The organism is Streptomyces sp. NPDC107581 (assembly GCF_055657175.1).
In genome coordinates this window covers 511,577-537,750 of sequence record NZ_JBVKBH010000006.1, presented here as the reverse complement: position 1 = coordinate 537,750, position 26,174 = coordinate 511,577, and the positions used below count along the sequence as shown (strand labels likewise).

At 71.7% G+C, this 26,174-nt stretch carries 25 protein-coding genes; 8 read left to right on the top strand and 17 right to left on the bottom strand.

Going from position 1 to position 26,174, the window contains the following annotated elements; translation table 11 throughout:
• Positions 1 to 102 precede the first annotated feature (102 nt).
• Together ACZ7P3_RS18610 and ACZ7P3_RS18605 are read right to left on the bottom strand one after the other, a co-directional pair.
• A complete protein-coding gene (locus tag ACZ7P3_RS18610; RefSeq protein WP_472082881.1) occupies positions 103 to 1,503 on the bottom strand; it encodes a hypothetical protein in 1,401 nt (466 codons plus the stop codon).
• Between the two features lie 11 nt (positions 1,504 to 1,514).
• Positions 1,515 to 1,772, bottom strand: a complete 258-nt coding sequence (locus ACZ7P3_RS18605) for an SCO2583/SCO2584 N-terminal domain-containing protein (RefSeq protein WP_472082879.1) — start codon at positions 1,770 to 1,772, stop codon at positions 1,515 to 1,517.
• A 348-nt stretch (positions 1,773 to 2,120) separates the two neighbouring features.
• Here ACZ7P3_RS18605 and ACZ7P3_RS18600 point away from each other — a divergent pair, with 348 nt between their 5' ends.
• A complete protein-coding gene (locus ACZ7P3_RS18600; RefSeq protein WP_472082877.1) occupies positions 2,121 to 2,396 on the top strand; it encodes a hypothetical protein in 276 nt (91 codons plus the stop codon).
• A gap of 402 nt (positions 2,397 to 2,798) precedes the next feature.
• Positions 2,799 to 4,025 carry a L,D-transpeptidase gene (locus tag ACZ7P3_RS18595; RefSeq protein WP_472082995.1) on the top strand — a complete coding sequence of 409 codons (1,227 nt, stop codon included), beginning with the start codon at positions 2,799 to 2,801 and terminating at the stop codon, positions 4,023 to 4,025.
• Positions 4,026 to 4,105: 80 nt separating this feature from the next.
• On the opposite strand, the gene ACZ7P3_RS18590 is transcribed toward ACZ7P3_RS18595, so the two are convergent.
• On the bottom strand, positions 4,106 to 4,534 hold the full coding sequence (locus ACZ7P3_RS18590; protein WP_472082875.1) for a VOC family protein: 429 nt from the start codon (positions 4,532 to 4,534) through the stop codon (positions 4,106 to 4,108).
• Positions 4,535 to 4,746: 212 nt separating this feature from the next.
• Positions 4,747 to 6,156: a type I glutamate--ammonia ligase gene (gene glnA / locus ACZ7P3_RS18585; RefSeq protein WP_472082873.1), complete on the bottom strand. Its 1,410-nt coding sequence runs from the start codon at positions 6,154 to 6,156 to the stop codon at positions 4,747 to 4,749.
• A gap of 210 nt (positions 6,157 to 6,366) precedes the next feature.
• On the opposite strand from glnA, the gene ACZ7P3_RS18580 reads away from it, so the two are divergent.
• The gene (locus tag ACZ7P3_RS18580; RefSeq protein WP_472082871.1) at positions 6,367 to 6,834 is read left to right on the top strand and encodes an RDD family protein; all 468 of its coding nucleotides are present in this window, start codon (positions 6,367 to 6,369) and stop codon (positions 6,832 to 6,834) included.
• Between the two features lie 86 nt (positions 6,835 to 6,920).
• On the opposite strand, the gene ACZ7P3_RS18575 is transcribed toward ACZ7P3_RS18580, so the two are convergent.
• The 4 genes from ACZ7P3_RS18575 to lipB all read right to left on the bottom strand — a co-directional run bounded on the left by ACZ7P3_RS18575 (position 6,921) and on the right by lipB (position 10,065).
• Entirely contained in the window at positions 6,921 to 7,625 is a 705-nt protein-coding gene (locus ACZ7P3_RS18575) for a DUF4191 domain-containing protein (protein ID WP_472082869.1), read from the bottom strand.
• A 62-nt stretch (positions 7,626 to 7,687) separates the two neighbouring features.
• Positions 7,688 to 7,885 (bottom strand): SCO2195 family GlnR-regulated protein, encoded by a 198-nt coding sequence (locus ACZ7P3_RS18570; RefSeq protein ID WP_386574392.1) that lies wholly within the window; start codon positions 7,883 to 7,885, stop codon positions 7,688 to 7,690.
• A 294-nt stretch (positions 7,886 to 8,179) separates the two neighbouring features.
• On the bottom strand, positions 8,180 to 9,145 hold the full coding sequence (gene lipA, locus ACZ7P3_RS18565) for a lipoyl synthase (protein WP_472082867.1): 966 nt from the start codon (positions 9,143 to 9,145) through the stop codon (positions 8,180 to 8,182).
• A gap of 122 nt (positions 9,146 to 9,267) precedes the next feature.
• On the bottom strand, positions 9,268 to 10,065 hold the full coding sequence (gene lipB / locus ACZ7P3_RS18560; RefSeq protein ID WP_472082865.1) for a lipoyl(octanoyl) transferase LipB: 798 nt from the start codon (positions 10,063 to 10,065) through the stop codon (positions 9,268 to 9,270).
• A 240-nt stretch (positions 10,066 to 10,305) separates the two neighbouring features.
• On the opposite strand from lipB, the gene ACZ7P3_RS18555 reads away from it, so the two are divergent.
• The gene (locus ACZ7P3_RS18555; protein ID WP_472082863.1) at positions 10,306 to 11,772 is read left to right on the top strand and encodes a regulator; all 1,467 of its coding nucleotides are present in this window, start codon (positions 10,306 to 10,308) and stop codon (positions 11,770 to 11,772) included.
• Between the two features lie 375 nt (positions 11,773 to 12,147).
• On the opposite strand, the gene ACZ7P3_RS18550 is transcribed toward ACZ7P3_RS18555, so the two are convergent.
• Positions 12,148 to 13,512 (bottom strand): NAD(P)/FAD-dependent oxidoreductase, encoded by a 1,365-nt coding sequence (locus ACZ7P3_RS18550; protein ID WP_472082861.1) that lies wholly within the window; start codon positions 13,510 to 13,512, stop codon positions 12,148 to 12,150.
• Between the two features lie 183 nt (positions 13,513 to 13,695).
• Positions 13,696 to 14,589: a TIGR01777 family oxidoreductase gene (locus ACZ7P3_RS18545; RefSeq protein WP_472082859.1), complete on the bottom strand. Its 894-nt coding sequence runs from the start codon at positions 14,587 to 14,589 to the stop codon at positions 13,696 to 13,698.
• Positions 14,590 to 14,626: 37 nt separating this feature from the next.
• Here ACZ7P3_RS18545 and ACZ7P3_RS18540 point away from each other — a divergent pair, with 37 nt between their 5' ends.
• The gene (locus ACZ7P3_RS18540; protein WP_472082857.1) at positions 14,627 to 15,115 is read left to right on the top strand and encodes a GNAT family N-acetyltransferase; all 489 of its coding nucleotides are present in this window, start codon (positions 14,627 to 14,629) and stop codon (positions 15,113 to 15,115) included.
• 14 nt (positions 15,116 to 15,129) lie between these two features.
• Here the strand turns inward: ACZ7P3_RS18540 and ACZ7P3_RS18535 are convergent, their stop codons facing one another.
• Positions 15,130 to 16,323 (bottom strand): MarP family serine protease, encoded by a 1,194-nt coding sequence (locus ACZ7P3_RS18535; protein WP_472082855.1) that lies wholly within the window; start codon positions 16,321 to 16,323, stop codon positions 15,130 to 15,132.
• Between the two features lie 221 nt (positions 16,324 to 16,544).
• On the opposite strand from ACZ7P3_RS18535, the gene ACZ7P3_RS18530 reads away from it, so the two are divergent.
• From ACZ7P3_RS18530 to ACZ7P3_RS18520, 3 genes are all read left to right on the top strand, one after another.
• A complete protein-coding gene (locus ACZ7P3_RS18530) occupies positions 16,545 to 17,408 on the top strand; it encodes a peptidoglycan recognition protein family protein (RefSeq protein ID WP_472082853.1) in 864 nt (287 codons plus the stop codon).
• 67 nt (positions 17,409 to 17,475) lie between these two features.
• Complete coding sequence (locus ACZ7P3_RS18525) at positions 17,476 to 17,691, top strand: hypothetical protein (protein ID WP_472082852.1); 216 nt, start codon at positions 17,476 to 17,478, stop codon at positions 17,689 to 17,691.
• Positions 17,692 to 17,949: 258 nt separating this feature from the next.
• Positions 17,950 to 18,156, top strand: coding sequence for a DUF397 domain-containing protein (locus ACZ7P3_RS18520; RefSeq protein ID WP_472082851.1), 207 nt, complete (start codon positions 17,950 to 17,952; stop codon positions 18,154 to 18,156).
• A gap of 362 nt (positions 18,157 to 18,518) precedes the next feature.
• Here the strand turns inward: ACZ7P3_RS18520 and ACZ7P3_RS18515 are convergent, their stop codons facing one another.
• The 6 genes from ACZ7P3_RS18515 to ACZ7P3_RS18490 all read right to left on the bottom strand — a co-directional run bounded on the left by ACZ7P3_RS18515 (position 18,519) and on the right by ACZ7P3_RS18490 (position 26,152).
• Positions 18,519 to 19,106 (bottom strand): hypothetical protein, encoded by a 588-nt coding sequence (locus tag ACZ7P3_RS18515; RefSeq protein ID WP_472082850.1) that lies wholly within the window; start codon positions 19,104 to 19,106, stop codon positions 18,519 to 18,521.
• A gap of 47 nt (positions 19,107 to 19,153) precedes the next feature.
• Positions 19,154 to 20,008: a helix-turn-helix domain-containing protein gene (locus ACZ7P3_RS18510; protein ID WP_472082848.1), complete on the bottom strand. Its 855-nt coding sequence runs from the start codon at positions 20,006 to 20,008 to the stop codon at positions 19,154 to 19,156.
• Between the two features lie 302 nt (positions 20,009 to 20,310).
• Positions 20,311 to 20,829: a DUF4240 domain-containing protein gene (locus ACZ7P3_RS18505; protein WP_472082993.1), complete on the bottom strand. Its 519-nt coding sequence runs from the start codon at positions 20,827 to 20,829 to the stop codon at positions 20,311 to 20,313.
• Between the two features lie 69 nt (positions 20,830 to 20,898).
• Complete coding sequence (locus ACZ7P3_RS18500) at positions 20,899 to 21,903, bottom strand: helix-turn-helix transcriptional regulator (protein ID WP_472082847.1); 1,005 nt, start codon at positions 21,901 to 21,903, stop codon at positions 20,899 to 20,901.
• 474 nt (positions 21,904 to 22,377) lie between these two features.
• On the bottom strand, positions 22,378 to 25,089 hold the full coding sequence (gene aceE, locus ACZ7P3_RS18495; protein WP_472082846.1) for a pyruvate dehydrogenase (acetyl-transferring), homodimeric type: 2,712 nt from the start codon (positions 25,087 to 25,089) through the stop codon (positions 22,378 to 22,380).
• A gap of 439 nt (positions 25,090 to 25,528) precedes the next feature.
• On the bottom strand, positions 25,529 to 26,152 hold the full coding sequence (locus ACZ7P3_RS18490) for a GntR family transcriptional regulator (RefSeq protein ID WP_472082844.1): 624 nt from the start codon (positions 26,150 to 26,152) through the stop codon (positions 25,529 to 25,531).
• Between the last annotated feature and the right edge of the window lie 22 nt (positions 26,153 to 26,174).

Sequence of the window (26,174 nt, the reverse complement as noted above, 5' to 3'; positions counted from 1 at the left end):
GTCACGCACTCGTCCCGCTGTCCAGTGTGCACCTGCGGATCGCCATAAGGAGGTCGCGCGCAGACCTAGGGGCAGCAAAGGCTTCCTATGAACCGGGGCGCCTCAGTCCGCGCCCAGAAGGCACCGGGCCCGTGCGAGCAGCTCCGCGGCCTCGGGCTCCGTCCGGCTCCGCACGCCCCACCGCAGGGCCCGCCGCACGACCGGCTCGGCGCGGGTGCGCAGCCGGTCGTCCGCGTCGCCGAGCAGGGCCACCGCCGCCCGCAGCCGTACGAGCTCGCCGTGCGCGGCCAGCAGCCGGTACGCCGATACGCGTACCCACCGGGGCCGCCGCGGCGCCAGCCGCTCGCTCAGCCATGCCTCCGGCAGCGTTCCGGCCGAGGGGAGCAGGACGAGGGTGGCCTCGCGTACGACCCCGGGCGCCGGATCGTCCAGCAGCCGCCGCATCCGTGGCACGTCCGTCACGTCCAGCAGGCGCAGCCCGGCCACGGCCTTGGCCCGCACGGCCGGCGCCGGGTGGTCCAGCAGCGGCCACAGCAGGACGGAGTCCGCGCGGGTCCCGCACTCGGCGAGCCCGACGACGGCCCCCGGCGGAAGCTCCGGGTCGCCGGGGTCGGCGCACCGCCCGCGGTACCAGGGCAGCGGATCGGTCCCGTGCTGCCGTACGACATACCGGGCACAGGCCCGCACCAGCGCCGACCGGTCCGCCAGGAACCCGGCGGCCCGCTGCGGCCGCCCGAGCCGCCGCAGCGCGGTCACCCCGGCGGACCGGGCCCGCGGACTGCGGGCGCCGAGCAGCGCCTGAAGCACCTCCTCGGCGTCCTTCTCCGTCACGGCGGCCAGGGCGGCCTCGGCGCACCGGCTCTGGACGACGGCGTCGTCGTCCCGGGCGGCCGCGCGGGCCAGCTCGGCGCAGGAGAGGACCCCCTCCTCGATCGCCAGGCCGTATGCGAAACGGCGTACGGGGCGGTCGGGGGAGGAAAGGAGCGGGGCGAGCCATTCACCGGGGGCCTGCCGGAGCACGTCGCCGAGCAGGTCGAGGGCGTAGCCGCCCCGGTGGCGGTCGGCCAGGCGCCGGATCAGCGGGGCGAGCCGCGCGGCCGTCTCCGCGTCCATCGCCTCGGCGAGCCGCTTCCTCGCCCGGTCCCGCACCGGCTGCGCCCAGTCGGTGCAGCGCACGGCCACCAGCGGCAGCAGTGCCGGCAGCGCGGCGACCCGCCCCAGTGCCGTGTGCCGGATCCGGCCGTCCCGATGACACAGGGCGAGCGCGAGCTGTGCCTCGGTGAGCGGGCCCTCGCCGCGCAGCACGGCGGTCAGCGAGCGCCCGCCGTCCGTCTCGTCCCAGGCGGGACCGGCGTACGGCGGGAAGGACCACCCCTGGCTCCGCACGCCCTCGTCCAGCGCGAGCCAGGCCGCCGGATCGCCGGTGTCCAGCACGTCCCGCAGCGCGGCACCCGCGGCCAGCCGCCGCGCGGCCTCCGCCCCGCTCCCGATCTCCTCCTGCACCCGTCGTCCCCCTAGTACGGGGAGCGCATCTGCGCGTACCCGAGCAGGACTATCACCGCGGCCACACAGCCGAGCACCACGACCGTCGACACCCATGACGAGCGCCGCGGGGCCGCCCGCTCCGGGTCGGCACGGAAGGGCGCCGGGTCCGGGGGGTTCTCCTTCCAGCGGGCGGCCAGCATCCGGGCCCGTGCCGAGGGCTCCTTGTGTTCGGCGGAATTCGCCCACTTGTGATCGAACTCGTACTTCCAGTCGTCCTGTTCGGCCATCCCCGTTCAACCTCTCTCGTCGGACAGAACCAGGAGGATGATCCCCCGAAAGTAGGAAGCATGGGAAGCGCAGAAGGTTGCGCAGAAGGTTGCACGGACGGCCGCGGCTTCCCGGCTGATCTCGTCAGGATGCTGGGTGGTCGCCGGGCGGCTAGCATCTACAGATGAGAGCCGCGCCGCAGGGTGCGCCGGACGTGCGCAATCCCCGTATCGCAGGGGACTGAGAGCCCTGTTTCCTCTACCCGGGCGGCAACACCTACGACCACGCCGGACATCGCTCCGGGATCGTGGCCATCCGTCTCGTGCCTCGAAGCCGAACGCACGAGGGGGTGGAAGGAGGGCAGATCAATGAATGCACATCGTGCGAGGCGTCTTGCCGCTGCGTCCGCCATCGGCGTTCTGATGGCCGGCGGGGTGGCGATCGGCACCGCAGGTACCGCGTCGGCATCGACCCCGACCCAGGTCTCCACCAACCGAGGTTGCTACGGCCGCTTCTTCAACAACTGCTACGGCGGTTTCGGCTACGGCAACGGGTTCATCAACAACGGCTTCGGCTACGGGTTCGGCGGGTACGGCGGGTACGGCTACGGCAACAACCCGGTCGTGGTGGTCGTGGTGGGCTGACGGCCGCAGGAATCGGACACAGGCGAGGGCCGCCACCCGGAGACGATCCGGGTGGCGGCCCTCGCCGCTGGGCCGCACGGGGCGGACCGGTCGCATGCCGATCACACGTCACATGCCGACCACACGTCGAAGAAGTGACCCATCGGCCCAGCTGCCTCGGCACCCTCCGGGGATCGTTCCCCTGACCAGCGAAGACGCCATTGTTGCCCGTGTGTCGGGCAGTGCCTCGACGACGCTCCCGCTGTGCGTGGAATTCGCCACAATCTATACCGTTCATGAGCTATGACCATCAGAGTGGCATTTGGTGCCGGTTGCACGCCTTCGGTAACCAGCTCAGGGATTCAACGACCAGCGGCATGGGAGAAGCGTTTGATCACGGTACGTAAGCGACGCGTGGAACTGATGGCTACGGCCGGCGTACTCGGCGGCGTACTCGCACTCACCGTCCTCGGCGGCACCAGCAACGCCGCCACCGGCGGCGACGGCAACCCCGGGAACGACCCGAAAACGCAGACGCAGACGCAGGCGCAGACGGATCAGACGGGCGCCCAGGACGACGCTTCCGACGCCCGCATAGAGATCACGCCCGGGCAGGGTGCCTACAGCGTCGGGATCAACGGCCCCGTCAAGGTCACCGTCGGTGACGGCAAGCTCACCAAGGTGACCATGACCGCCGTCGCGACCGGCACCGAGGTTCCGGGCACCGTGTCCGCGGACGGCACGTCCTGGCAGCCGGACGGCCGGCTGGAGCGGGCCACCCGCTATCAGGTCGCCGCAGAGGCCGAGGACGCCAAGGGCCGCTCCGCCTCCGGGAACGCCACGATCACCACGGTCTCCCCGGCCAACGACTTCATCGGGCACCTCTCTCCCGAGGACGGCTCGACCGTCGGCGTGGGCATGCCGGTGACGGTCAACTTCTACAAGGCGATCAGCGACAAGGCCGCCGTGCAGTCGGAGATCCGGGTCAGCTCCAGCAGCGGCCAGCAGGTCGTCGGTCACTGGTTCAACGACAACCGCCTGGACTTCCGCCCCGAGGGCTACTGGAAGCCCGGCTCCACCGTCACCGTCGACCTCAACCGCGACGGCGTCCGGAAGACGGTCACGTTCAAGATCGGCCGGAGCCAGATCAGCACCGTCGACGCCAGGACGAAGCAGATGACCGTCGTCCGGAACGGCAAGACGATCAGGACCATCCCGATCTCGTCCGGCAGCCCCGAGCACCCGACGTACAACGGTCAGATGGTGATCTCCGAGAAGTTCCAGCAGACCCATATGAACGCCACGACCGTCGGTCTTACGGAGAAGGACGGCAAGCCCTCCTACGACATCAAGGCCGTTCCGCACGCCATGCGCCTGACCGACTCGGGCACGTTCATCCACGGCAACTACTGGGGTGCCGACTCGGTCTTCGGCAGTGCCAACACCAGCCACGGCTGCGTGGGCCTGAAGGACGTCAGGGGCGGCGGCGACGGCAGGCAGCCCGCCGCGTGGTTCTTCGACAACTCCATGATCGGTGACGTCGTGGTCGTCAAGAACTCCGGGGACAAGACCATGCTGGCCCCGGACAACGGCCTCAGCGACTGGAACATGCCGTGGAACGAGTGGGTCGCGGGCAGCGCGACCGGCTGACGCGTCGCCGGGCCCGTACGACCCCGAATCCCTTCCGCCGGGCGGCGGCCGACACCATGCCGGCCGCCGCCCGCGGCCGTTCAGTCGATGCAGAACTCGTTGCCCTCGATGTCCAGCATCGGGATGCACGAGTCATTGCCGTCGTACAGCGTCTGCACGTGAACCGCCCCGAGCGGGACCAGCCGCGCGCACTCGGCCTCAAGCGCGGCGAGGCGCTCTTCGCCCACGAGTCCGGTGCCGACCCGCACGTCGAGATGCACCCGGTTCTTGGCGGCCTTCCCCTCGGGGACGCGCTGGAAGTACAGACGCGGACCCACGCCCGACGGGTCGATGCAGGCGAACCATGCGTCCTGCTCCTCAGGTGGCTGTGAGCGCTTGAAATCGTCCCACGTGGCGAACCCCTCGGGCGGCGGCGGTACGACGTAACCCAGCACCTCGCACCAGAAACGGGCGAGGCGCTCAGGCTCTGCGCAGTCGAAGGTGACCTGGAACTTCTTGATCGACATCACCGGGCCACGGTAGGGGCGCGTGTTCTTCAGCGGAACCCCCAGGGTGCCGTCGCCGCGCGGGGCGAGCGCCTTGCAGGACGACGCGGCCCGGGCAGGCCCCGGAAGCCCCGGAGCCGGAAAAGCCGTCGGCCGGCTCTCCCGTGCGGGGAGAGCCGGCCGACGGCCCACAGACGGCCCAGGGGAGCGGAAGACCGCTCTGACCTGGGGCGATATCACACGTCGAAGTAGAGCTCGAACTCGTGCGGGTGCGGACGCAGCTGCAGCGGGGCGATCTCGTTCGTGCGCTTGAAGTCGATCCACGTCTCGATCAGGTCCGGGGTGAACACGTCGCCCTGGAGCAGGAACTCGTGGTCGGCCTCCAGCGAGTCGAGGACGGCCGGCAGCGACGTCGGGACCTGGGCCACGTTGGCGTGCTCCTCGGGAGCCAGCTCGTAGAGGTCCTTGTCGATCGGCTCGGCCGGCTCGATCTTGTTCTTGATGCCGTCCAGGCCCGCCAGAAGCAGGGCGGAGAAGGCCAGGTACGGGTTGCCGGAGGAGTCCGGGGCACGGAACTCGACGCGCTTGGCCTTCGGGTTGGAGCCGGTGATCGGGATGCGCATCGCGGCGGAGCGGTTGCGCTGCGAGTACACCAGGTTGATCGGCGCCTCGAAGCCCGGCACCAGACGGTGGTAGGAGTTCACCGTCGGGTTGGTGAAGGCCAGCAGCGACGGGGCGTGCTTGAGGATGCCGCCGATGTAGTAGCGGGCCATGTCCGACAGGCCCGCGTAGCCGGCCTCGTCGTAGAACAGCGGGTCGCCGTTGCTCCACAGCGACTGGTGCACGTGCATGCCCGAGCCGTTGTCACCGAAGATCGGCTTCGGCATGAAGGTCGCGGTCTTGCCGTTGCGCCAGGCCACGTTCTTCACGATGTACTTGAAGAGCTGGAGGTCGTCGGCGGCGGCGAGCAGCGTGTTGAACTTGTAGTTGATCTCCGCCTGGCCGGCGGTGCCCACCTCGTGGTGCTGGCGCTCGACCTTCAGGCCGTTCTTCTCCAGCTCCAGGGAGATCTCGGCGCGCAGGTCGGCGAAGTGGTCGACCGGCGGGACCGGGAAGTAGCCGCCCTTGTAGCGGACCTTGTAACCACGGTTGTCCTCCAGGGCGCCGGTGTTCCAGGCACCCGCCTCGGAGTCGATGTGGTAGAAGGACTCGTTCGCGCTGGTCGCGAAGCGGACGGAGTCGAAGACGTAGAACTCGGCCTCGGGACCGAAGTACGCGGTGTCCGCGATACCGGTCGAGGCGAGGTAGGCCTCCGCCTTCTTGGCCACGTTGCGCGGGTCACGGGAGTACTGCTCGCCCGTGATCGGGTCGTGGATGAAGAAGTTGATGTTGAGCGTCTTGTCCCGGCGGAACGGGTCCACCCGGGCCGTGGACAGGTCGGCGCGCAGCGCCATGTCGGACTCGTGGATGGCCTGGAAACCACGGATCGACGACCCGTCGAAGGCCAGCTCCTCGTCCGGGTCGAACGCCTCAACGGGCACCGTGAAGTGCTGCATGACGCCCGGCAGGTCGCAGAAGCGGACGTCGATGAACTTGACGTCCTCGTCCGCGATGAACTTCTTGGCCTCGTCGGCGTTCTGGAACATCCAGCTCCTCCTACTCCCGACCGTCCTCGCCGGGGTGGTAGATCGTTCGTGCGGCCAGTGCGGTGGCACACGCTGGTCTCGACCCTAGGGACGGGTGATTTCTCGGGCGTGACCCGTTTGTTTCGCAGAAGTTAACCGGCCACTGTTCCACCGTAGCCCCGACACACCCCTCCGCGCTGCGACCGGATCCGGGCGCAGTACCGTGTTCGGGTGGACAACAGGCAAGCAATCGGATCGTGGCTGTCCGGGCCGCGCGCGGCCATGGAAGAAGCCGGTGCCGACTTCGGATACCGGGGCGAGCAGCTCGGCCTCCCGGAGGAGGGCCCGAACTCGATCGCCCGGCCCGGCAGGCGGCTCGGGGCGCTGGCCGTGGACTGGGGGCTGTGCGTGCTGATCGCATACGGCCTGATCACGCACGGCTACACCCCCGCCACCAGCAACTGGGCGCTGCTCGTCTTCTTCGTGATGAGCGCCCTGACGGTCGGCACGATCGGCTTCACGCCCGGCAAGCGCCTGTTCGGCATCCGGGTCGTGGCCCTGGAGACCGGCACGGTCAAGCCGCTGCTTTCCCTGCTGCGCACGGTCCTGCTGTGCCTCGCGATCCCCGCGCTGGTCTGGGACCGGGACGGCCGCGGCCTGCACGACCGGATCGCGAAGACCGTCGAGGTGCGCGTCTGATCTCCCGCTTTCCGACACCGACACGGGCCGGCCCCGGAACCCGCGGGTTCCGGGGCCGGCCCGTGTGAGAAAAGAAGCGGTGGGGGTCAGCGCGCCTTCGGGCCGCCGCCCTTCGGCATCCGCATGCCCTTCGGCATCGGTCCCTTGGGCAGCGGCATGTTGCTCATCAGGTCGCCCATGGCGCGCAGCCGGTCGTTGGTGGTGGTCACCTGGGGGCCGGTGAGCACGCGCGGGAGCTTCAGCATGGTCGTGCGCAGCTTCTTCAGCTCGACCTGGCCCTCGCCGGTGCCGACGATCACATCGTGCACGGGCACGTCCGCCACGATGCGGTTCATCTTCTTCTTCTCGGCGGCCAGCAGGGTCTTCACCCGGTTCGGGTTGCCCTCCGCGACCAGCACGATGCCGGCCTTGCCGACGGCCCGGTGCACCACGTCCTGGCTGCGGTTCATCGCCACCGCGGGGGTGGTCGTCCAGCCCCGGCCGATGTTGTCCAGAACGGCCGCTGCGGCGCCCGGCTGGCCCTCCATCTGCCCGAAGGCCGCCCGCTCGGCCCGGCGTCCGAACACGATCGCCGCCGCGAGAAGGCCGAGGAACAGGCCCAGGATGCCGAGATAGAGCGGGTGGCCGATCAGGAAGCCGATCGCGAGGAACACACCGAGGGTGCCGATGCCGACGGCCCCGAGGACAAGACCGATCTTCTTGTCGGCCTTGCGGGTCATCTTGTACGTGAGGGCGATCTGCTTCAGTCGCCCTGCGCTCGCGGCGTCCGCCGCGGTTTCCTTCCTCGCCATGCCAAGAAGTCTACGTGGCCCCGGGAGTGCCCACGACGGCAGTGCCCGGTGGAGGAGAAGGGTCAGGAACGGGTGGCGGCCTGCTCCAGGACGCGCTGCGCCTCGACCCTGTCCTTGGCGCGGCGTCGGTCCTCCAGTACGGAGGTCCAGGCGTTGCGGCGGGCGGTGCGCTGGCCGCCGCTCATGAGCAGGGACTCGACGGCTCGGAGCGCGTCGGTGAAGGACGGGATGGCGGTGGCGCGTACGGGCGCGGCCTGCATGGTCGAGGTCCCCCCTCGGTCCGGGTGTACGGGGCGTGATACCAGAGTCACTGATTGGTGTTACCAGGGCGTGACCGACCGGTCAAACACCGATGAAACCTTGATACAGAGCACTGAAACACTGACGCGGCCCTGATGGACGCCCTCATCAGCGAGGACGGTCAGGACCGCGTCGACTCGGCCATTACTGGCCGGTAATTACTTGTGCGCGAATTCACACGCTCGGATCACACCGCCACGGCGATGCGGTCCGCTCGGATCACACCGCCCGCACGGCGATGCGGTCCGCGTCGGTCACACCGCCTGGACGGCGATGTAGTCGCCCCGCTTCTCGATGGCCATCTGGTACAGGCGCCCGGCGCGGTACGAGGAGCGCACCAGCGGACCGGACATCACACCGGAGAAGCCGATCTGCTCGGCCTCCTCCTTGAGCTCCACGAACTCCTGCGGCTTGACCCAGCGCTCCACCGGGTGGTGGCGCACGGAGGGGCGCAGGTACTGGGTGATGGTGACCAGCTCGCAGCCCGCGTCGTGCAGCTGCTTGAGCGCCTCGCTGACCTCCTCGCGGGTCTCGCCCATGCCGAGGATCAGGTTGGACTTGGTGACCAGGCCGAAGTCGCGGGCCTCGGTGATGACCTTCAGCGAGCGCTCGTACCGGAAGCCGGGACGGATCCGCTTGAAGATCCGGGGCACGGTCTCGACGTTGTGCGCGAAGACCTCGGGGCGCGAGGAGAAGACCTCGGCGAGCTGCTCCGGGACCGCGTTGAAGTCGGGAGCCAGCAGCTCCACCTTCGTGCGGCCGCCCTCGCGCCCGGCCGTCTGCGCGTGGATCTGGCGCACGGTCTCGGCGTACAGCCAGGCGCCGCCGTCCTCCAGGTCGTCGCGGGCGACGCCGGTGATGGTGGCGTAGTTCAGGTCCATCGTGACCACGGACTCGCCGACACGGCGCGGCTCGTCGCGGTCCAGGGCCTCGGGCTTGCCCGTGTCGATCTGGCAGAAGTCGCAGCGCCGGGTGCACTGGTCGCCGCCGATGAGGAAGGTCGCCTCGCGGTCCTCCCAGCACTCGTAGATGTTCGGGCAGCCGGCTTCCTGGCAGACCGTGTGCAGGCCCTCGCTCTTCACGAGGCTCTGCATCTTCGTGTATTCGGGACCCATTTTCGCCCGGGTCTTGATCCACTCGGGCTTGCGCTCGATGGGGGTCTGGCTGTTGCGGACCTCCAGGCGCAGCATCTTGCGTCCGTCGGGTGCGACTGCGGACACATCGGCTCCCTGCTGATTGCTGTGAGTAGTCTTCGATTCGTCGGCGTACACCAGCGTACGCCCGTGCTAACTGAGCCCTGACGGTGAGACCAACCTCACGGCCGCAGGGCGCATTCCCCCGGTCAGGCGGACGCCCTCTCGATCACCCGCGGCTTCGGTTCCGTGTTCTCCAGGATGTCCGTCAAGTGGCGCTCCACCACCGGCAGGACCTCCTCGATCGTGATGTCGCGGCCCAGCTCGGCCGCCAGCGAGGCCACCCCGGCGTCCCGGATGCCGCACGGGATGATCCGGTCGAACCACCGGTTGTCCGGGTTCACGTTGAAGGAGAAGCCGTGCATCGTGACGCCCTTGGCGACCCGGATGCCGATCGCGGCGATCTTGCGGTCCTCGCGGCGCTGGCCGGCGTTGGAGGGGGCGTACTCGGGTCCGTTGAGGCGGGCGTCGAACTCGTCGTCGGTCAGCCGGGGATCGAAGTCGAGGGAGAGCCCGCCGAGCGCCGGCCGCTGCTCGACCGGGTCGCCGAGCACCCACACACCGCTGCGGCCCTCGACCCGGGTGGTCTCCAGGCCGAACTCGGCGCAGGTGCGGATGAGCGCCTCTTCGAGACGGCGTACATGGGCGACGACGTCCACCGGACGGGGCAGCTTCTGGATGGGGTAGCCCACCAGCTGGCCGGGGCCGTGCCAGGTGATCTTGCCGCCGCGGTCCACGTCGATGACCGGGGTGCCGTCCAGCGGGCGCTCACTGTCCTCGGTGCGGCGGCCCGCCGTGTACACCGGGGGGTGTTCCAGGAGGATCACGGTGTCGGGGACCTCGTCGGCGAACCGGGCCGCGTGCACCCGGCGCTGCTCGTCCCACGCCTCCTGGTACTCGACGGCATCCGCACCGAACCCCATGCGGACGAACCGCAACTCACTCACGGCAAGCGCCTCCCTCAGCGAACCGGTGTGTCAGGCCTGTAACGCGCCCACGCCACTGTACGTCCGACCGGCGTACGTCAGCCCTGCGGGCAATCCTCACACGATCGGATGAATGCGAGGCGAACTGTGCGATCACCTGCTCACTCTCCGCTACATTCGCGCCGTCCAATAGGCCATAAGGGCTGCTCACAGGCAATCCCGGCACTTCAGAAGCCCGGAAGGCAGGAGACCGCACCACAGATGACGGACCGACCCGCGCAGCGCACCCCCAACCGCCAGCTCGCCGCGCTCATCGCAGAGGCGGGGTTCTCCAACGCGGGTCTGGCCCGTCGCGTCGACCAGCTCGGCCTGGAGCACGGACTGGACCTCAGATACGACAAGACGTCCGTCACCCGCTGGCTGCGCGGGCAGCAGCCCCGGGGAACGACGCCCGCACTCATCGCCGAGGTGTTCACGCGCCGGCTCGGGCGCCGGCTCACGGCCCAGGACCTCGGCCTGGACGCCTGTGCGCCGGTCTACGCAGGTCTGGAGTTCGCGGCCACCCCCGAGGAGGCCGTCGACATCGTCGGCGGGCTGTGGCGCAAGGACTCCGGCAGCCATGCCGAGCTGCGCAAGATCGCCTTCACCCCCGCCGGGCTCGTCGTGCCCAGCCGCGACTGGCTGATCGGCAAGCCCGACGACAGGGTGGCCCGCGAGCCGGTGCCCCGGGTGCCCGCGCAGATCCGGGCCGGTGCCCTCAAGGACCGCCCGGAGACCGTACCGACTCCGCTGCGGCCCCGCGGACATGCCGCCCGCGCCCCGGGGCACAAGGTCAGCGGCGGCGACATCGCCGCGCTGCGCTCGGTCGGCGAGCTGTTCCGCACCCTCGACGACGCGTACGGCGGCGGCCACGCCCGGCAGGCCCTGGTGCGCTATCTGGAGCACGAGTGCGAGCCGATGCTGCGCGGCATCTACGACGAGCAGACCGGCCGCCGGCTGTTCGCGGCGGCCGCGGACCTCACCCGGCTCGCGGGCTGGACCTCGTACGACATCGCCGCGCACGGGCTCGCCCAGCGGTACTTCGTGCAGGCCCTGCGCCTCGCCCAGGCGGCCGCGGACCGGTCCTACGGCTCCTACGTGCTGGTCACCATGAGCCGTCAGGCCGTCTACCTCGGGCACGGCAGGGAGGCGGTGCAGCTGGCGCGGGTGGCCCAGCAGGGAGTGGGCACCGGCGCGCCGCCGGTGGTGCAGGCGCTGCTGCACGCCTCCGAGGCCCGCGCGCACGGGGTGCTCGGAGAGGTGCGGGCGTGCACCGGGGCGCTGGTACGGGCCGAGCGCGCCCTGGAGGCGGCCCGGCCCGGGGACGACGTGCCGTACTGGGCCCGCTTCTTCGACGAGGCGCAGCTCGCCGACGAGTTCGGGCACTGCCACCGTGACCTGCAGCAGTTCCGGGCGGCCGCACAGCACGCGGAACGCTCCCTCCAGCTGCGCGCACCCTCCTACGCCCGCAGCCGCCTCTTCTGCCGGGTCGTCCTCGCCACCGCCCGGCTCGGCCTCGGCGAACTCGACCAGGCCTGCACGCTCGCCGCGGAGGCCGCCGGCCAGGCGGCCGAGATGCGCTCGGTCCGCGCGATCGAGTACGTCAAGGACTTCGAACGCCGCCTGGAGCCCTACAAGGACGCGGCGCCGGTGAGGGGGTACCGCGACCGGATCGCCGCCCTGGGCTGACCGCGGTCCGGGCACACGGCCACCGCGACCGGGCCGACCGCGGTCCGGGGACAGAGTCACTGCGCCCGGGCCGGCCGCATGCCCGTGCCGCAGGTCACAGCGCTCCCGAGAGGCGAGACGGGTGGGCCGGCGGCACCGGCACCGCCGGCCTCCACCGCCGTGGCCGACCGCCGGCGCCGCGGTGGTCGGCCGAACGGCGGTGGGGGGCGACCGGTGCGACGGCCACCGTCGGCGGAAGGTGGCCGGCGCATCCGACCGCCGTCGGCGGAAGGCTGCCGGTGCGCCCCCCTCACCGCCGCGGCGGTGAGGGGCCACGGCGGTGTGGAGCGGCGGTGCCGGACGTGCCGTGGCTCCGGGTGTGTTCCGTTCGCCGGGCTACGCGGCGCGCGGCATCGTCGGGGTCGGGTCCGACCTGTTCAGGGAGCCTGTCGCGCCCAGGTCGGACAGGATCGCGGTCGTGGCGCGGTGGGCCGAGTGGAGGGCCCCCTGGACCGTGCTGGTGTCGCGGTGGTCGCCGCACACGTACAGGCCCGCCATCAGGCGTACCGGGCGGCGCAGGTCGTGCGGCGGGCGCATCGCCGGTACCGCTTCCGGCGTGTGATGCACCGCCAGCGTCTCCCAGCGGCGCGTCGAGGTGCCGTAGAGCCGGGCGAGGTGGATGCGTACGGCGGTGTCGACGCCGTCGGGCGGGGTGCCGAGGACCGTCGACGAGATCAGCACCCGGCCGGCCGGCGCGCGGCTCGGGTCCACGGTGCTGAACACCGCCGTGTGCGCGACCGGCCCACCGCGGTCGGCGTCCAGCAGCAGCGAGGTGCCCATGGCGAAGACCGCCGTCGGATCGTCCGTGGTGTGGTGGACGAGCGTCAGCGGATGGAAGTCAGGCACCCGCAGGCCAGGCAGCAGCTCGGCCGCGGCGCGCGCGTCGGTCGCCAGCAGCACCGCACGACAGCGGATCTCGCCGTGCTCTGCCGTGGTCACCGAGGTCGTGGACACGGAGGTGACCCGCACCCCGGTGTGCACGGTGCCGGCCGGCAGCGCACGGGCCAGCTGCTCCGGCAGTACCTCCGCGCCGCCCTCCGGCACGCACAGCCGCCCGCTCGCGAACGAGTGCAGCGCCAGGTCGGCGCACCGGCTGGACGTGGTCAGCTCCGGGTCGCACAGCAGCGCGGCGAGCAGCGGACGCAGAAAGCCGTCGATCGTCCGGGCGGGCACCCCGCGGGCCGCGAGGGCCTGCGCGGCGGGCAGCTCGGGCCGGGACAGCAGGCGTTCGACGGGGGTGGCGGCGATCCGGCCGAGGGCCGTGCCGAGCCGGGCCTGGTCGACCGCACCGCCCAGCGGCGCACCGGCCCGGCCCGGCGAGGCCGCCGCACCCCTGGGGGCGCTCGCCAGGGCGCGCACCATATGGAGTGCGCCCCTTGTGCTCCCGCCGACCGCCGGTGCGCCCGCCCGGTGCGTGCGTCCGTCGCGGTGCAGCAGGACACCCGGTGCGAAGCGGCGCAGGGCGAGCGAGCCGAGCCCCGGGGTGTGGCGCAGCTCGGGGTAGGACGTGGACAGCAGCTGTCCGATGCGGTCGAGCCGGAAGCCGTCGACCTTCTCGGTCGACATGCGGCCGCCCACGTAAGGGGCGGCCTCCAGGACTGCGGTCGTTACTCCTGCGCTGGTGAGCCGATGGGCCGCCGAGAGTCCGGCGATCCCGGCTCCCACGATGACGACGTCCACCTGGTACGCGGGCTCAAGCACGAGGCCCCTCCTGTGGTTGCGCGGCCGGTGGAGACGTCATGCCCCCAACTGGCTTCGGGGATACCCGAGTTCGGGTCGAGGTTAGGGCCGTGATCGGTCAGGAACAGTCGCGCATCAACAGAGCACGGTCGCACGACGGTCGCATACGGTCACAACAGATCACAGGAGAGTCCTGATGTCCTGTCAGGCCGCGCGGATCGCATCCTCGATGCCCGGAAACGCAAAGGTGAACCCCGACTCCAGCAGCCGCTCGGGCACCACCCGCAGACTGCCCAGCACCTCCCCGGCCATCTCGCCGAGCGCCGCCCGCAGCACCGGGGCCGGCACGGCGAACGGCGTCGGCCGGTGCAGTACCCGCCCCATCGCCCGCGTGATCTCACGGTTCGTCAGCGGCTGCGGCGCGGTCAGGTTGAACGGCCCGGCGAGCGTCTCGTGGTCGATCAGATGCCGGATCGCGGCCACCTCGTCGTGCAGCGCGATGTACGACCAGTACTGCCGTCCGTCGCCCATGCGCCCCCCGAGCCCTGCCCGGAACAGCGGGAACAGCCGCGCCCAGGCCCCGCCGCCGCGCGCGACCACCAGCCCCGTGCGCGCGAACACCGTCCGTACGCCCGCCTCCTGCGCCGGCGCCGCCGCCTCCTCCCACTCCACGCACAGGGAGGGCAGGAAACCGTCCCCCGGCGGCGCGTCCTCGTTCACGGCCCGGTCGCCGGTGTCGCCGTAGAAGCCGATCGCGCTGCCGCTCACGAACACCCGCGGCGGGGTGTCCAGCGAGGCCACCGCCTCCGCGAGCGCCGCCGTGCCCAGTACCCGGCTGTCCCGGATCAGCCGCTTGTACTCGGGCGTCCAGCGCCGGTCGCCGATCCCCGCCCCCGCGAGGTCGACCACCGCGTCGCAGCCGGCCAGGCCGCCCGCGTCCACCTGCTGCCGCTCCGGGTCCCAGCGGACCTCGCTGCCGTCCCGGGGCGCACGGCGGACCAGGCGCACCACCTCGTGCCCGTCGGCGGCCAGGGACCGCACCAGGGCGCTGCCGATCAGACCGGACGCGCCCGCCACCGCGATTCGTGATCGTTCCATGCCCCCATCCTTCACCCCCGCGTCTAAGGTGGCCGTCATGCCGGAGCCGTACATACGTGTCGCCCTGCCCGCCGACGAGCAGGAGCTGGCCGTCCTCGACCGGGCCACGTGGTCCCCGCTGCACGCCGTCATGCCCGCACCGCAGCCGCCGTACCCGCCCTTCTTCGACGAGCGCCACGTGCCGGAGGACCTCCTCGTCGCCGTAGTCGAGGGGCGCATCGCCGGCTACATCCGTGTCGTCCCGCCGACCCGCCTGGCCTCGAACGCGCACGTCCGCCAGATCCAGGGCCTCGCCGTGGCCGACGACGCCCGCGGCAAGGGCGTCGGCCGCGCGCTGATCCGGGCCGCGATCGAGGCGGCGCGGGGGCGCGGCGCGCGCCGCATCACCCTGCGCGTGCTCGGGCACAACACCCCGGCCCGCCGGCTCTACGAGTCCGAGGGGTTCGTGGTGGAGGGGGTGCTGCCCGAGGAGTTCCTGCTCCAGGGGGAGTACGCCGACGACGTCCTCATGGGCCTCTCCCTGTGAGCGCCGGATGAGCGCTACGACGTGATCAGCCGGCCCGTGTCCACGGGCGTGGTCGCCGTGGCCGCGCGCCCGGCGTCGCCCGCCACCTCGCCCGCCGTCAGGACGTACCCCGTCTCGGCGTCCGAGGTGGAGCGGGCGAAGACCACGCCGAACACCCGGCCCCCCGTGGTCAGCAGCGGTCCGCCGGAGTTGCCCGGCCGGACCGTGGAGCGGACCGAGTAGATCTCCCGGGTGACCGTGTGGTCGTTGTAGATGTTCTGGCCCGTCGCCCGCACCCGGTTCGCCACCGTCGCCGCCTGCAGGTCCAGGCTCCCGTCCTGCGGATAGCCCGCGACCACCGCCGCGTCGCCGCGCCCGGCCCCGTCGTCGAACCGCAGCACCGGGGCGCGCAGCGCGGGCACGTACAGCACCGCCACGTCCCGGTCGGGGTCGAAGAGCACCACCCGGGCCTCGAACGACCGCCCGACCCCGCCCACGCGCACGCTCGGGTGCCCGATGCCCGCCACCACGTGCGCATTGGTCATCACGTGCTGCGGGGAGTACACGAAGCCGCTGCCCTCCCGGCCCTCGGTGCCGGCCGCGCCCTCGATCTTCACCGTGCTGCGCTTGGCCGCGCTCGCCGCCGCCGGTGTGACGTTGTCCCCGGTGGGCCTGGCCACCTGGGCCGTCGACTCGTTCTCGAACGGGTTGAAGACCTGCGGGAAACCCGCCTCGGTCAGCGCGGACGTGGCCCGGGAGAACCACACGGGGGTCGTCTCCGGCATCGTCTGCTGCACCGCGCCCAGCAGCGCCGAGTTCCGGATCGCCGTCGTCACGGTCTGTGACGAGGATGCGCCCAGCACGCTCGCCGCTACCCAGGCCACGATCAGCACGGCGGCCGAGTTGGCCGCCGCACCCCCTATCCCGTCCGCCACCCGCAGCGGACCCCGGCCCTCCCGGTCCAGCTCCCGCCGCAGCCGCAGGACCAGCCGGCCCGCCAGCTCGTGCCCCACCATCCCCGGCACCAGCACCGTCAGCACCGCCAGCACGGTCGCCGTCGCCGACCCGCGCGCCGCCAGACCGGTCACCCACGGCAGCACCCACACTCCGACGACCGCGCCGCCCACGAACCCGGCCAGCGACAGGCAGCCGGCCACCAGCCCGCGCCGGTAGCCGGATGCCGCGTAGACGAGGATCACCAGCGCAAGCACCAGGTCGAGCAGGTCCACGGCGCCGCCTTTCTGTAGGACCCCTTCTCATACGGGTTCTCATACGGGCGGGACGGGCCCGATGATCAGCCGCGCGCGACCGACCGCGCGTGAATGATCATCGGACGGCGAACCGGCCACGTGTGCGTATACCCCCAGAAACGTCCTGGACCAGGACGATGGTTCCACCGGGTGGCACAGCACACATCGCGGGCCGCGAAGACCGGTCCGAGAGTGGGTCCATGCGTGTCTTGCGACGAACACCGCGGGCAGTGAAGCGGCGGGCCGCGCACGGTCCCGGCGGCATGCTGGTGCCGCTCGGGTGTCTGCCCGGCCTGACCGCCGTCCTCGCGCTGACCCTGTGCGCCAGCGGCGTCGAGCGCCCCACGATGATCAAGCTCGCCGATCCCGCGGCGGGCCGGCCCGCCGCGGTCCACCGCGCCGCCCGGCCGCACATCGAGCCCCGCTCCGCCTGGCTGGACCGCACCACCGCCCGGCACGGCCGGCCGCCCCCGCGCTACGACGACAAGGTGGTCGCCGTCTTCGTCCACCACACCGACTCGCCCAACGGCTACGACTGCGCCGACGCGCCCCGCATCATCCGTGCCCTGTACGCGGGCCAGACCGGCATCCGCGACTGGGACGACATCGGCTACAACTTCCTGGTCGACCGCTGCGGCACCATCTACGAGGGCCGCGCCGGAGGCGTCGACCGGGCCGTGACCGGCGCCCACGCCCAGGGCTTCAACCACCGCACCGCCGGCATCGCCGCCCTCGGCACCTTCACCGCGGGCGTCCCCGTCCCGCGGGCCATGACCGACGCGATCGCCGCGCTCGCCGCCTGGAAGCTCGGCCTCGCCGACGTCGACCCGCGCGCCCGCACCCGCCTGGTCTCCAGCAACGGCCAGAGCCGCTACCGGGCGGGGGCCACCGCCACGCTGCCCGTGGTGGCCGGCCACGACGACGGGTTCCGGACCAACTGCCCCGGCGCCGCCCTGGCCGCCCGGCTCCCGGAGATCAGGCGCACCGCGGCCCGGCTGCAGGGCCGCACCACGGCGGGCCGCGCGCCCACAGGAAGGCCACAGCCGGTTCACCGGACCCCCTGAGCCCGCCGCCCTACCGTCGGGGCACGCGCTCACGCAGGGGGGCGCACCGAGCGGAGGCGGGGCGACGATGAGCGGACGTACGCAGCGGCAGGACGGGCGAGCGGAGCGGTCCGCGCCGGCGGGCTCGTCGTGGAGCCGGGCGGTGCGCCGGCCCTGGACCGTGGTCTGTGTCGCCGCGGCGGTCGTGGTCGGTCCGGCCGCCGCCACCGCCTGCGCGCTCGACCGGGCCAACGCGGCGCCGCTGCACGCACCGGCCCGGGAGAGCGCCAAGTCCCTTGTGTGACAAGGAAATCGGGCTTGTTTGCAACTTGGCGCAACGCTTCGGGCAGCCTAACCTTTTCAGGGCAAAGTGAGGCAGGAGTGAGTGACCGGCGGTCGGGTTGTGCCGCGCACTGGCCACTCCCGCCGTCATCCTGCGGGGCTCGGCGCGTGTGCGGTACGGTGCGTGCGGACCGGCGAAAGCGGGAAATACGGGGGTTTCCAGGCACGAAGCAGCCTCCAACCGTACGGTCACCGACCGTGGGGTGAGGGGGAGTCAGGGGTGGGCGACGGTGACCTGCTCGCACTCGGCTGGCGCAAAAGCAGTGCATGCGATCCGTACGAGTGCGTGGAAGTCGCCCTGACGGACGGGGGAGTTCGGGTGCGCGTATCGCATCGTCCCGACGGGCATGTCATCGCCTTCGAGGCTTCGGCCTGGAAGGAGTTCCTGCGCGCGTTATGCGGTAGAACCCTGGAAGGGCCGGCGTGAGAAGCGACTTCCGGCCATGGGACCGGGGCGAGGACAGGGACGGGGGGTGGCTGTGCTTCGATTGGGCCCAGCCGTGACAAGACATCCGCATCACCACCAGAGTCCACTTCAGCCGCCTGGGGGCGAGATGGGGGAATCCGCCAAGACGCCGCTTCCCGCCGGGAGCGCGGACCGGCCGCGGGGCAGAGCGCTCGTGCCCCTGGTGGTCCTGCTCGTCATCGGCTTCGTGCTCTCGGGGGGTACGGCGACGCTGGTGGGCGTGCTGCTGTCCCTCGTAGTGGCACCGGAACTGCGGCCGTGGGTGTGGGGGGTGTCGGGCGCCATGACGGCGGCCCTCACGGGGGTGCTGCTCGACCGGGGGGCTACGGCTGCCGCTCGTCGCTTTCCTCAGCTGGCGGCCCGGACTCAGGCGAACGGGCGGTTCCGGCCGTCGGAGTAGGCGGCTTCGGGGAGCGGTCCTTGCGCGAGGCGTGTATTCGGCGGCCGACGATGGCCAGCGTGCCGACGCCGCCGAACAGCCACATGCTCAGCTGTACGGAGCCCAGGGACGGGACGGAGCCGGCGGCGATCCTGTGGGCCAGGGCGTGGATTCCGACGGGGATGTGCGGCCGGACCCACAGCGCGCCGACGGCGGCGAGCACCGCGAGGAACCTGAGCAGGGCACGGGTCGAGCCGAGGACCGTGTGCATGAGGTAGAGCACCAGGTCGTAGAGCGTGGGCGGTCGGTCCATCAGGACCTGCCGGGGCGAGGCGATGTCGTTGCCGCCCCTGGTGGCGCCGCCCGGCTCCGGCGCGGGCGGGTCGGGGTCCGCATCCGGGTCCGGACCCTCGCCCGGTATCTCCTCGTCGGCCGGCTCCCTCGGCTCGCCCGCGGGCCCGGCCGCAGGTGTGCCGGGGCCGGCGGCACTGCCCGCCCACCACTGCCGTATCCAGGTGAAGACACCCGCCACGGGCCCTCTCCGATCTCTGCCCGACTGTCTCCAGTGCGGTGGAACTGCTAGGACGGGTACTGGGCCAGCACCTCGTCGATGAAGCCGATCGCCTCGTCGCCGCGGACGGCGTTCTGGCGGGACTCCTCGAACCTCTCCAGGTACTTGTCGACGGCCTCCTGGTCGTCGCGGGTCGTCAGCGCGCCGCTCGGGCCCTCCACGAAGAGGACGTCGTCGCCGCCCCGGAACGTCAGCGCGATCGAGCCGTTGCGCAGCAACGGGTGCACGCCCAGCGTGAAGGGCACGACACTCAGCTCCACGTGCGGGACGCCGGCGGCGGACTTCAGCCGCTCCAGCTGCTCGCGCATGGTGTCCGGACCGCCGACCCAGCGGCGCAGCGCCGCCTCGTCGACCAGGAACCGCAGCCGTGGCTCGGCCGCCTCCTCGAGCAGCCGCCGCTGCCGCTCGGCCCGCAGCCGGACGATCGCGTCGGTGCTGGCCGCCGGGCGCCGGCCGTCCGCCAGCAGTGCGCGGGTGTAGCCCTCGGTCTGCAGCAGGCCGGGGACGAGTGTGGGGTCGTAGGCGCACAGTTCGCAGGCCGCGCTCTCCAGGCCCAGGTAGGTGGCGAACTGCGGGCTCACCACGTCCCGGAACGCACTCCACCAGGGCGGCCGCCTGCTCTCCCGGGTGGCCTGCTCCAGATCGCGGCGGATCGCGTCGTCCGTCACGCCGTAGAGATCGAGGAGGGCGCGCAGATCGGTCACGGACACCCCTACGGAGCCGCCCTCGATCCGGATGACCTTCGACGGTGACCAGGACAGACGCTCGGCCACCTCGGGCTGGCTGATGTGCGCGTCATTGCGGTAATTGCGCAGGGCGAGACGTACCTTGCGCCGTTCCAGAGCCGGATCTTTCGTCGTCATCTCCTCGCGGTCCCGATTCTTGTCGAGGATGACTTCGAGCCGCCACCGGCAGGTTGCCACCTGGCAGACTGCCGGTGGCAGCCTGCGCGGGGGCGACCTGCTACCTGGCTGCCCTGCGGAGTGAGGCTCAGACTACCCCCGGCGCACGGAAAACGTGGAACACGCCCCTGGCGCACGGTTTCTGACGGTGTGTCCCCTGGGGCGGAAGGTGCTGGGGGAGCGGGTGAACCCGCAGCTCAGGCGGGGAAGAGGATCGTTCGGCGGACCCGGTGGAACGTTTTCGGTCGAATGTGGTGGCGGAATCAGCCCTTGAAACGCTCCCAGAGTTTGGGATAGAGCCCGGCGAGGACCGCCTCGTTCTCGAAGTCGACCGGTGTCCCGTCCGGTTCGGCGGGCGCCGGTGCAATACCGAGGTCCGGCGCGACGGTGCCGGTGAGCTGCTCGTACGCCTCGTCCGCCGCGTAGCCCAGCTCCTCGCCGTCGCCGTCGATCTCCTCGTCGAAGTCGTCCAGCAGCTCGGCCAGCGCGTCCGGGGTGTGCACGGCGCCCTCGAAGACCTCCCGCCCCTGACCGATCAGCCAGCACCGGAAGAAGTCGAACGCGTCGTCGCTGGCCCCGTCCAGCAGCACCCAGGCGGCACCCCACAGGTCCCAGCGGTAGGCGCGGTTGTAGCGGGCCTCGAAGTGACGGGCGAAATCCAGGACCATGTCCGGGTCCAGCTGCAGCAGCCGGTCCACGAGCAGGTCGGCCTGCTCCTCGGGGTCGCCCTCGGCGGCCTCGCGGGTGGCGTCGATCAGCTCCCAGAACTCCGTCTCGTCCATCACGGCACCAGCATCGGGCCTCGGCCGGTGGGACGCACGCGGAGTGCAGCGGAGTGCGGCGGATCGTTATCAGGCGTCCGTTCGCCGGTACAGCGCGGCGAGCCCCGCCGCGTCCCGCGCGAACCGCTCCCGCAGACCCGCGGGCGCCAGCACCTCGGCCCGCGGCCCGAGCGCCGTCAGCTGGGTGTGCGCCACCTCCTCCGACTCCACCGGCACGGTCACCGTCACCCACCCCTCGGCATCCGGCTCGCCCGCGTTCATGAGCGCCTCACGCGCGGAGAGCGGGTCGACCGCGTGCGGCAGCCTGCGCACACCGTCCGGGGACAGCCGTACGACGGCCTCGGCGCGCAGGAGCGAACGGGCGAACCGCTCGGCCTGCTCGGCCCAGCGGCCCGGCAGGTCGAAGTCCGGGTCCCGGCCGAAGCGCTCGGCCAGGGCGTCGACCGAGGTGAACCGGTCGATGCGGTAGGTCCGGAAGGCGCCGCCGCCGGCCACCCGCGCGCACAGGTACCAGACCCCGGCCTTCAGCACCAGGCCGTACGGCTCCAGCTCCCGCTCGACGGCACTGGCGCGGCCCTCGGGCTCCGCGCCCGGGCGCTGGTAGCCGGCCCGGATCCGCCGGTCGTCCCACACCGCCTCGGCGATCACGGGCAGCAGCGCGGGGGTCTCCGGCTCCCGGAACCATGCGGGCGCGTCCAGATGGAACCGCTGGGCGGCGCTGTCCGGGGCGTCCCGCAGGGACGGCAGCAGCGCGGCGGAGACCTTCAGCCGGGCCGCGGAGGCGGCGTCCTCCAGACCCATCTCGCGCAGTGCCCCCGGCACCCCGCTCAGGAACAGAGCCTCGGCCTCGCTGCGCGCCAGCCCGGTCAGCCGCGTGCGGTACCCGCCGACCAGCCGGTACCCGCCGGCCCGCCCCCGGTCCGCGTACACCGGCACTCCGGCCTCCGACAGCGCCTGGGCGTCCCGGGTGACGGTCCGCTCCGACACCTCCAGCTCCCGCGCGAGTTCGGCGGCGGTCATGGACGGCCGGGACTGCAGCAGAAGCACCATCTTGATGAGCCGGGCGGCACGCATGCCGTTCATGATGCCGGGGCCCACTGACAGAAGGGCCGAGGCGAGCGCCGAGGGGGGCTAGGTGGGTGTCGGCGGGGGTGAGGTGAACGCCGGCGAGGTCCAGGCGAGTGTCGGCGGGTTCCAGGTGAGTGCCGGCGGGGGCGAGACGGGTTCGGCACCGCCGGAGGCCGCCGTCGCGGCGAGCGCCGTCGCGGTGGAATGGGTGTGGCGGGGCTTCGAAGGCCCCGGTCACCGTTCTCCGCCGCAATGGCGCTCAGCCGCTTTGGTGCGGTCCGGCGGCGCCGGGGTCGTCGAAGCGAAGCGGTGGCCGGTCTTCTGCGGCGTCGGAGACCGTGCTCAGCGGCGAGCGCCGTCGCGGTGGAAGGGGTGTGGCGGGCCTTGAACGGCCTCGGTCGCCCTTTTCCGTTGCGACGGCGCTCAGCTGCGATCGTGCGGTCCGGTGGTGCCGGACCCGTCCGAGTGGTGCTCGGCGTTCTAGAGCCCGTACTTCTCCCGGGCCTCCTTGACCGCCGTGGCCTTCACCTCGCCGCGCTTGGCGAGCTGGGCCAGGGCCGCGACGACGATCGACTGGGCGTCGACGCCGAAGTGGCGGCGCGCCGCCTCACGGGTGTCGGAGAGGCCGAAGCCGTCGGCGCCCAGCGAGGACCAGTCCTGCTCGACCCACTGCGCGATCTGGTCCGGGACCTGGCGCATGTAGTCGGAGACCGCGAGGACCGGGCCCTCGGCCCCCTGCAGGGCCTGGCGGACGTACGGCACCCGCTCCTCGCCGCGCAGGAGGGCCGCGTCGGCCTCCATCGCGTCGCGGCGCAGCTCGGACCAGGAGGTGGCCGACCAGACGTCCGCCGCCACGCCCCACTCGTCGGCGAGCAGCCGCTGCGCCTGAAGGGCCCAGTGGATCGCCGTACCGGAGCCCAGCAGCTGGATGCGCGGGGCGTTGGCCGGGGCGCTCACGCCCGCGGACTCCGCCGTGTTGAAGCGGTACAGGCCCTTGACGACGCCCTCGTCGATGCCGAGCCCGGCCGGCTTGGCCGGCTGCGGCAGCGGCTCGTTGTAGACCGTGAGGTAGTAGAAGACGTTCTGGTCCTCGCCCGGCTCGGCCTCGCCGTACATCCGGCGCAGACCCTCACGGACGATCACCGCGACCTCGTAGGCGAAGGCGGGGTCGTACGTCAGCGCGGCCGGGTTGGTCGCGGCGATGACCGGGGAGTGGCCGTCGGCGTGCTGGAGGCCCTCGCCCGTCAGGGTCGTACGGCCGGCCGTCGCGCCGACGAGGAAGCCGCGGCCGAGCTGGTCGCCGAGCTGCCACATCTGGTCGGCGGTGCGCTGCCAGCCGAACATCGAGTAGAAGATGTAGAACGGGATCATCGCTTCGCCGTGCGTGGCGTACGCGGTCGACGCGGCGATGAAGTCGGCCATCGAACCGGCCTCGGTGATCCCCTCGTTGAGGATCTGGCCGTTCTTGGCCTCCTTGTAGTACATCAGCTGGTCGCGGTCGACCGGCTCGTACGTCTGGCCCTTGGGGGAGTAGATCCCGAGCGACGGGAACAGCGACTCCATGCCGAAGGTGCGCGCCTCGTCGGGGACGATCGGCACCCAGCGCTTGCCGGTCTCCTTGTCGCGGACCAGGTCCTTGACCAGACGGACGAAGGCCATCGTGGTCGCCATGTTCTGCGAGCCGGAGCCCTTGTCGAAGGACGCGAACGCCTTCTCGGCGGGCGCGGGCAGCGGGGCCAGCGCGTGCGTACGGCGGGCCGGGGCGGGGCCGCCGAGGGCCGCGCGGCGCTCCTGGAGGTAGCGGACCTCGGGCGAGTCGGCGCCCGGGTGGCCGTAGGGCACCACGCCGTCGACGAAGTCGCTGTCCTTGATCGGCAGGTCCAGCAGGTCCCGCATCGCCTTGAACTCGTCCACCGAGAGCTTCTTCATCTGGTGGTTGGCGTTCTTCGACGCGAAGCCCGCGCCGAGGGTGTGGCCCTTGACCGTCTGGGCCAGGATCACGGTCGGCGCGCCCTTGTGCTCGACGGCGGCCTTGTAGGCGGCGTAGACCTTGCGGGCCTCGTGACCGCCGCGCGAGAGGTGGAAGACCTCGAGGATCTTGTCGTCGCTCAGCAGCTTCGCCATCTCGACGAGCGCCGGGTCGGCGCCGAAGAAGTCCTGGCGGATGTAGGCGGCGTCGCGGGTCTGGTACGTCTGGATCTGCGCGTCCGGTACCTGGCGCAGGCGGCGTACGAGCGCGCCGGTCGTGTCGAGCTGGAACAGCTCGTCCCAGGCCGTGCCCCACAGCGTCTTGACGACGTTCCAGCCGGCGCCGCGGAACTGGGCCTCCAGCTCCTGCACGATCTTGAAGTTGGCGCGCACCGGGCCGTCGAGGCGCTGCAGGTTGCAGTTGATGACGAAGGTGAGGTTGTCCAGCTCCTCACGGGCGGCGAGCGCGAGGGCCGCGGTCGACTCCGGCTCGTCCATCTCGCCGTCGCCGAGGAACGCCCACACGTGCGAGGCGGAGACGTCCTTGATGCCGCGGTTGGTGAGGTAGCGGTTGAAGCGCGCCTGGTAGATCGCGGAGAGCGGGCCGAGGCCCATCGACACCGTCGGGAACTCCCACAGCCAGGGCAGCCGGCGCGGGTGCGGGTAGGAGGGCAGGCCGTTGCCGCCGGACTCCTGGCGGAAGTTGTCGAGGTGCGCCTCGTTCAGGCGGCCGTCGAGGAAGGCGCGGGCGTAGATGCCGGGGGAGGCGTGGCCCTGGATGTACAGCTGGTCGCCGGAGCCGGCGGCCTGCTGGGACTCCTTGCCCTTGAAGAAGTGGTTGAAGCCGGTCTCGTACAGCCAGGCCGCGGAGGCGAAGGTGGCGATGTGGCCGCCGACGCCGTACTTCGCGCCGCGGGTCACCATGGCGGCCGCGTTCCAGCGGTTCCAGGCGGTGATCCGGGCCTCCATCGCCTCGTCACCGGGAACGCCCGGCTCGGCGGCGGTGGGGATGGTGTTGACGTAGTCGGTCTCGAGGAGCTTCGGCAGCGCGACGCCGCCCGCCTCGGCACGCTCCAGCGTGCGCCGCATCAGGTACGCGGCGCGGTGCGGCCCGGCCTCCCTGGCGACGGCGTCGAGGGAGGCCTGCCATTCGGCGGTCTCCTCCGGGTCGCGGTCCGGGAGCTGGTCGAGCGCGCTCGGCTGGATGGCGTTGGGGTCGGTCATGTCGCCGCCTTCCTCAGTCGAAGGGGGTTCCCTCATCGGTAAGGGTTCGGGGGTGCCCTTGGTCTTTGGCAGGACAGGGCAGGCGGACTTCGGTGGAAGTCCGTCGGTGACTGTAACTCCCTGATCGATGATCGATCAAAGGGTTGATGGCCAAAACCTCTCGATTCCGAGAAAGTAGGCACGGGGTGCCTTTGGTGATGGCACCGGGTGACGCCCGTTGGCCTTGTTTTCGCAGGTGGGGCGGCGTATGAGCGGGGGTGCGCTCGACTGAATCAAACCCACGGAGGGCAGACCGCAGGAATCGCCGGGGTCCGGCCTTCAGGTCCGTGGGGCGGAGCATCAAACGCGTGAGGGCAGCATGAGACCCCCGAGGGCGGTATCAGGCCTGCGAGGGCGGCCTCAGGCACCGAAGGATGGCCTCAGGCCCCGAAGGGTGGCCTCAAGCGCGCGGCGCGCAGCCGAGGACGTGGGCCTTCACCAGTTCCGCGATCCTCGGATCCCGGCGCTTGAACGCCTGCACCAGCTCGTCGTGCTCCTCCGCGTACGACTGCTGGACGGTGCCCAGCCAGCGGATCGACAGCGCCGTGAAGACCTCGATGCCGAGCCCTTCCCAGGTGTGCAGCAGCACCGAGTTCTGCGCGGCGCGGACCAGCTCGCGGTGGAAGCCCACCGTGTGGCGGACCTGGGCGGTGCCGTCGGTCGCGCGGTCGGCCTCGTACAGGGCCAGGACGTGCGGCTCCAGGGCCGAACAGTCCTCCGCGAGGCGTTCTGCCGCCAGCTCGGCCGCGATGGCCTCCAGGCCTGCCCGGACCGGGTAGCTCTCCTCCAGGTCGGCCGCGGTCAGGTTGCGCACGCGTACGCCCTTGTTGGGCGCGGACTCGATCAGCCGCAGCGACTCCAGCTCGCGCAGGGCCTCGCGCACCGGTGTCTGGCTGACCTCCAGCTCGGTGGCGATCCGCCGCTCCACGATCCGCTCGCCCGGCTGCCAGCGCCCGCTGACGATCCCCTCCACGATGTGCTCGCGGATCTGCTCGCGCAGCGAGTGGACGACGGGCGCGGTCATGGGAGCTCCTTGGCGGTGCGGA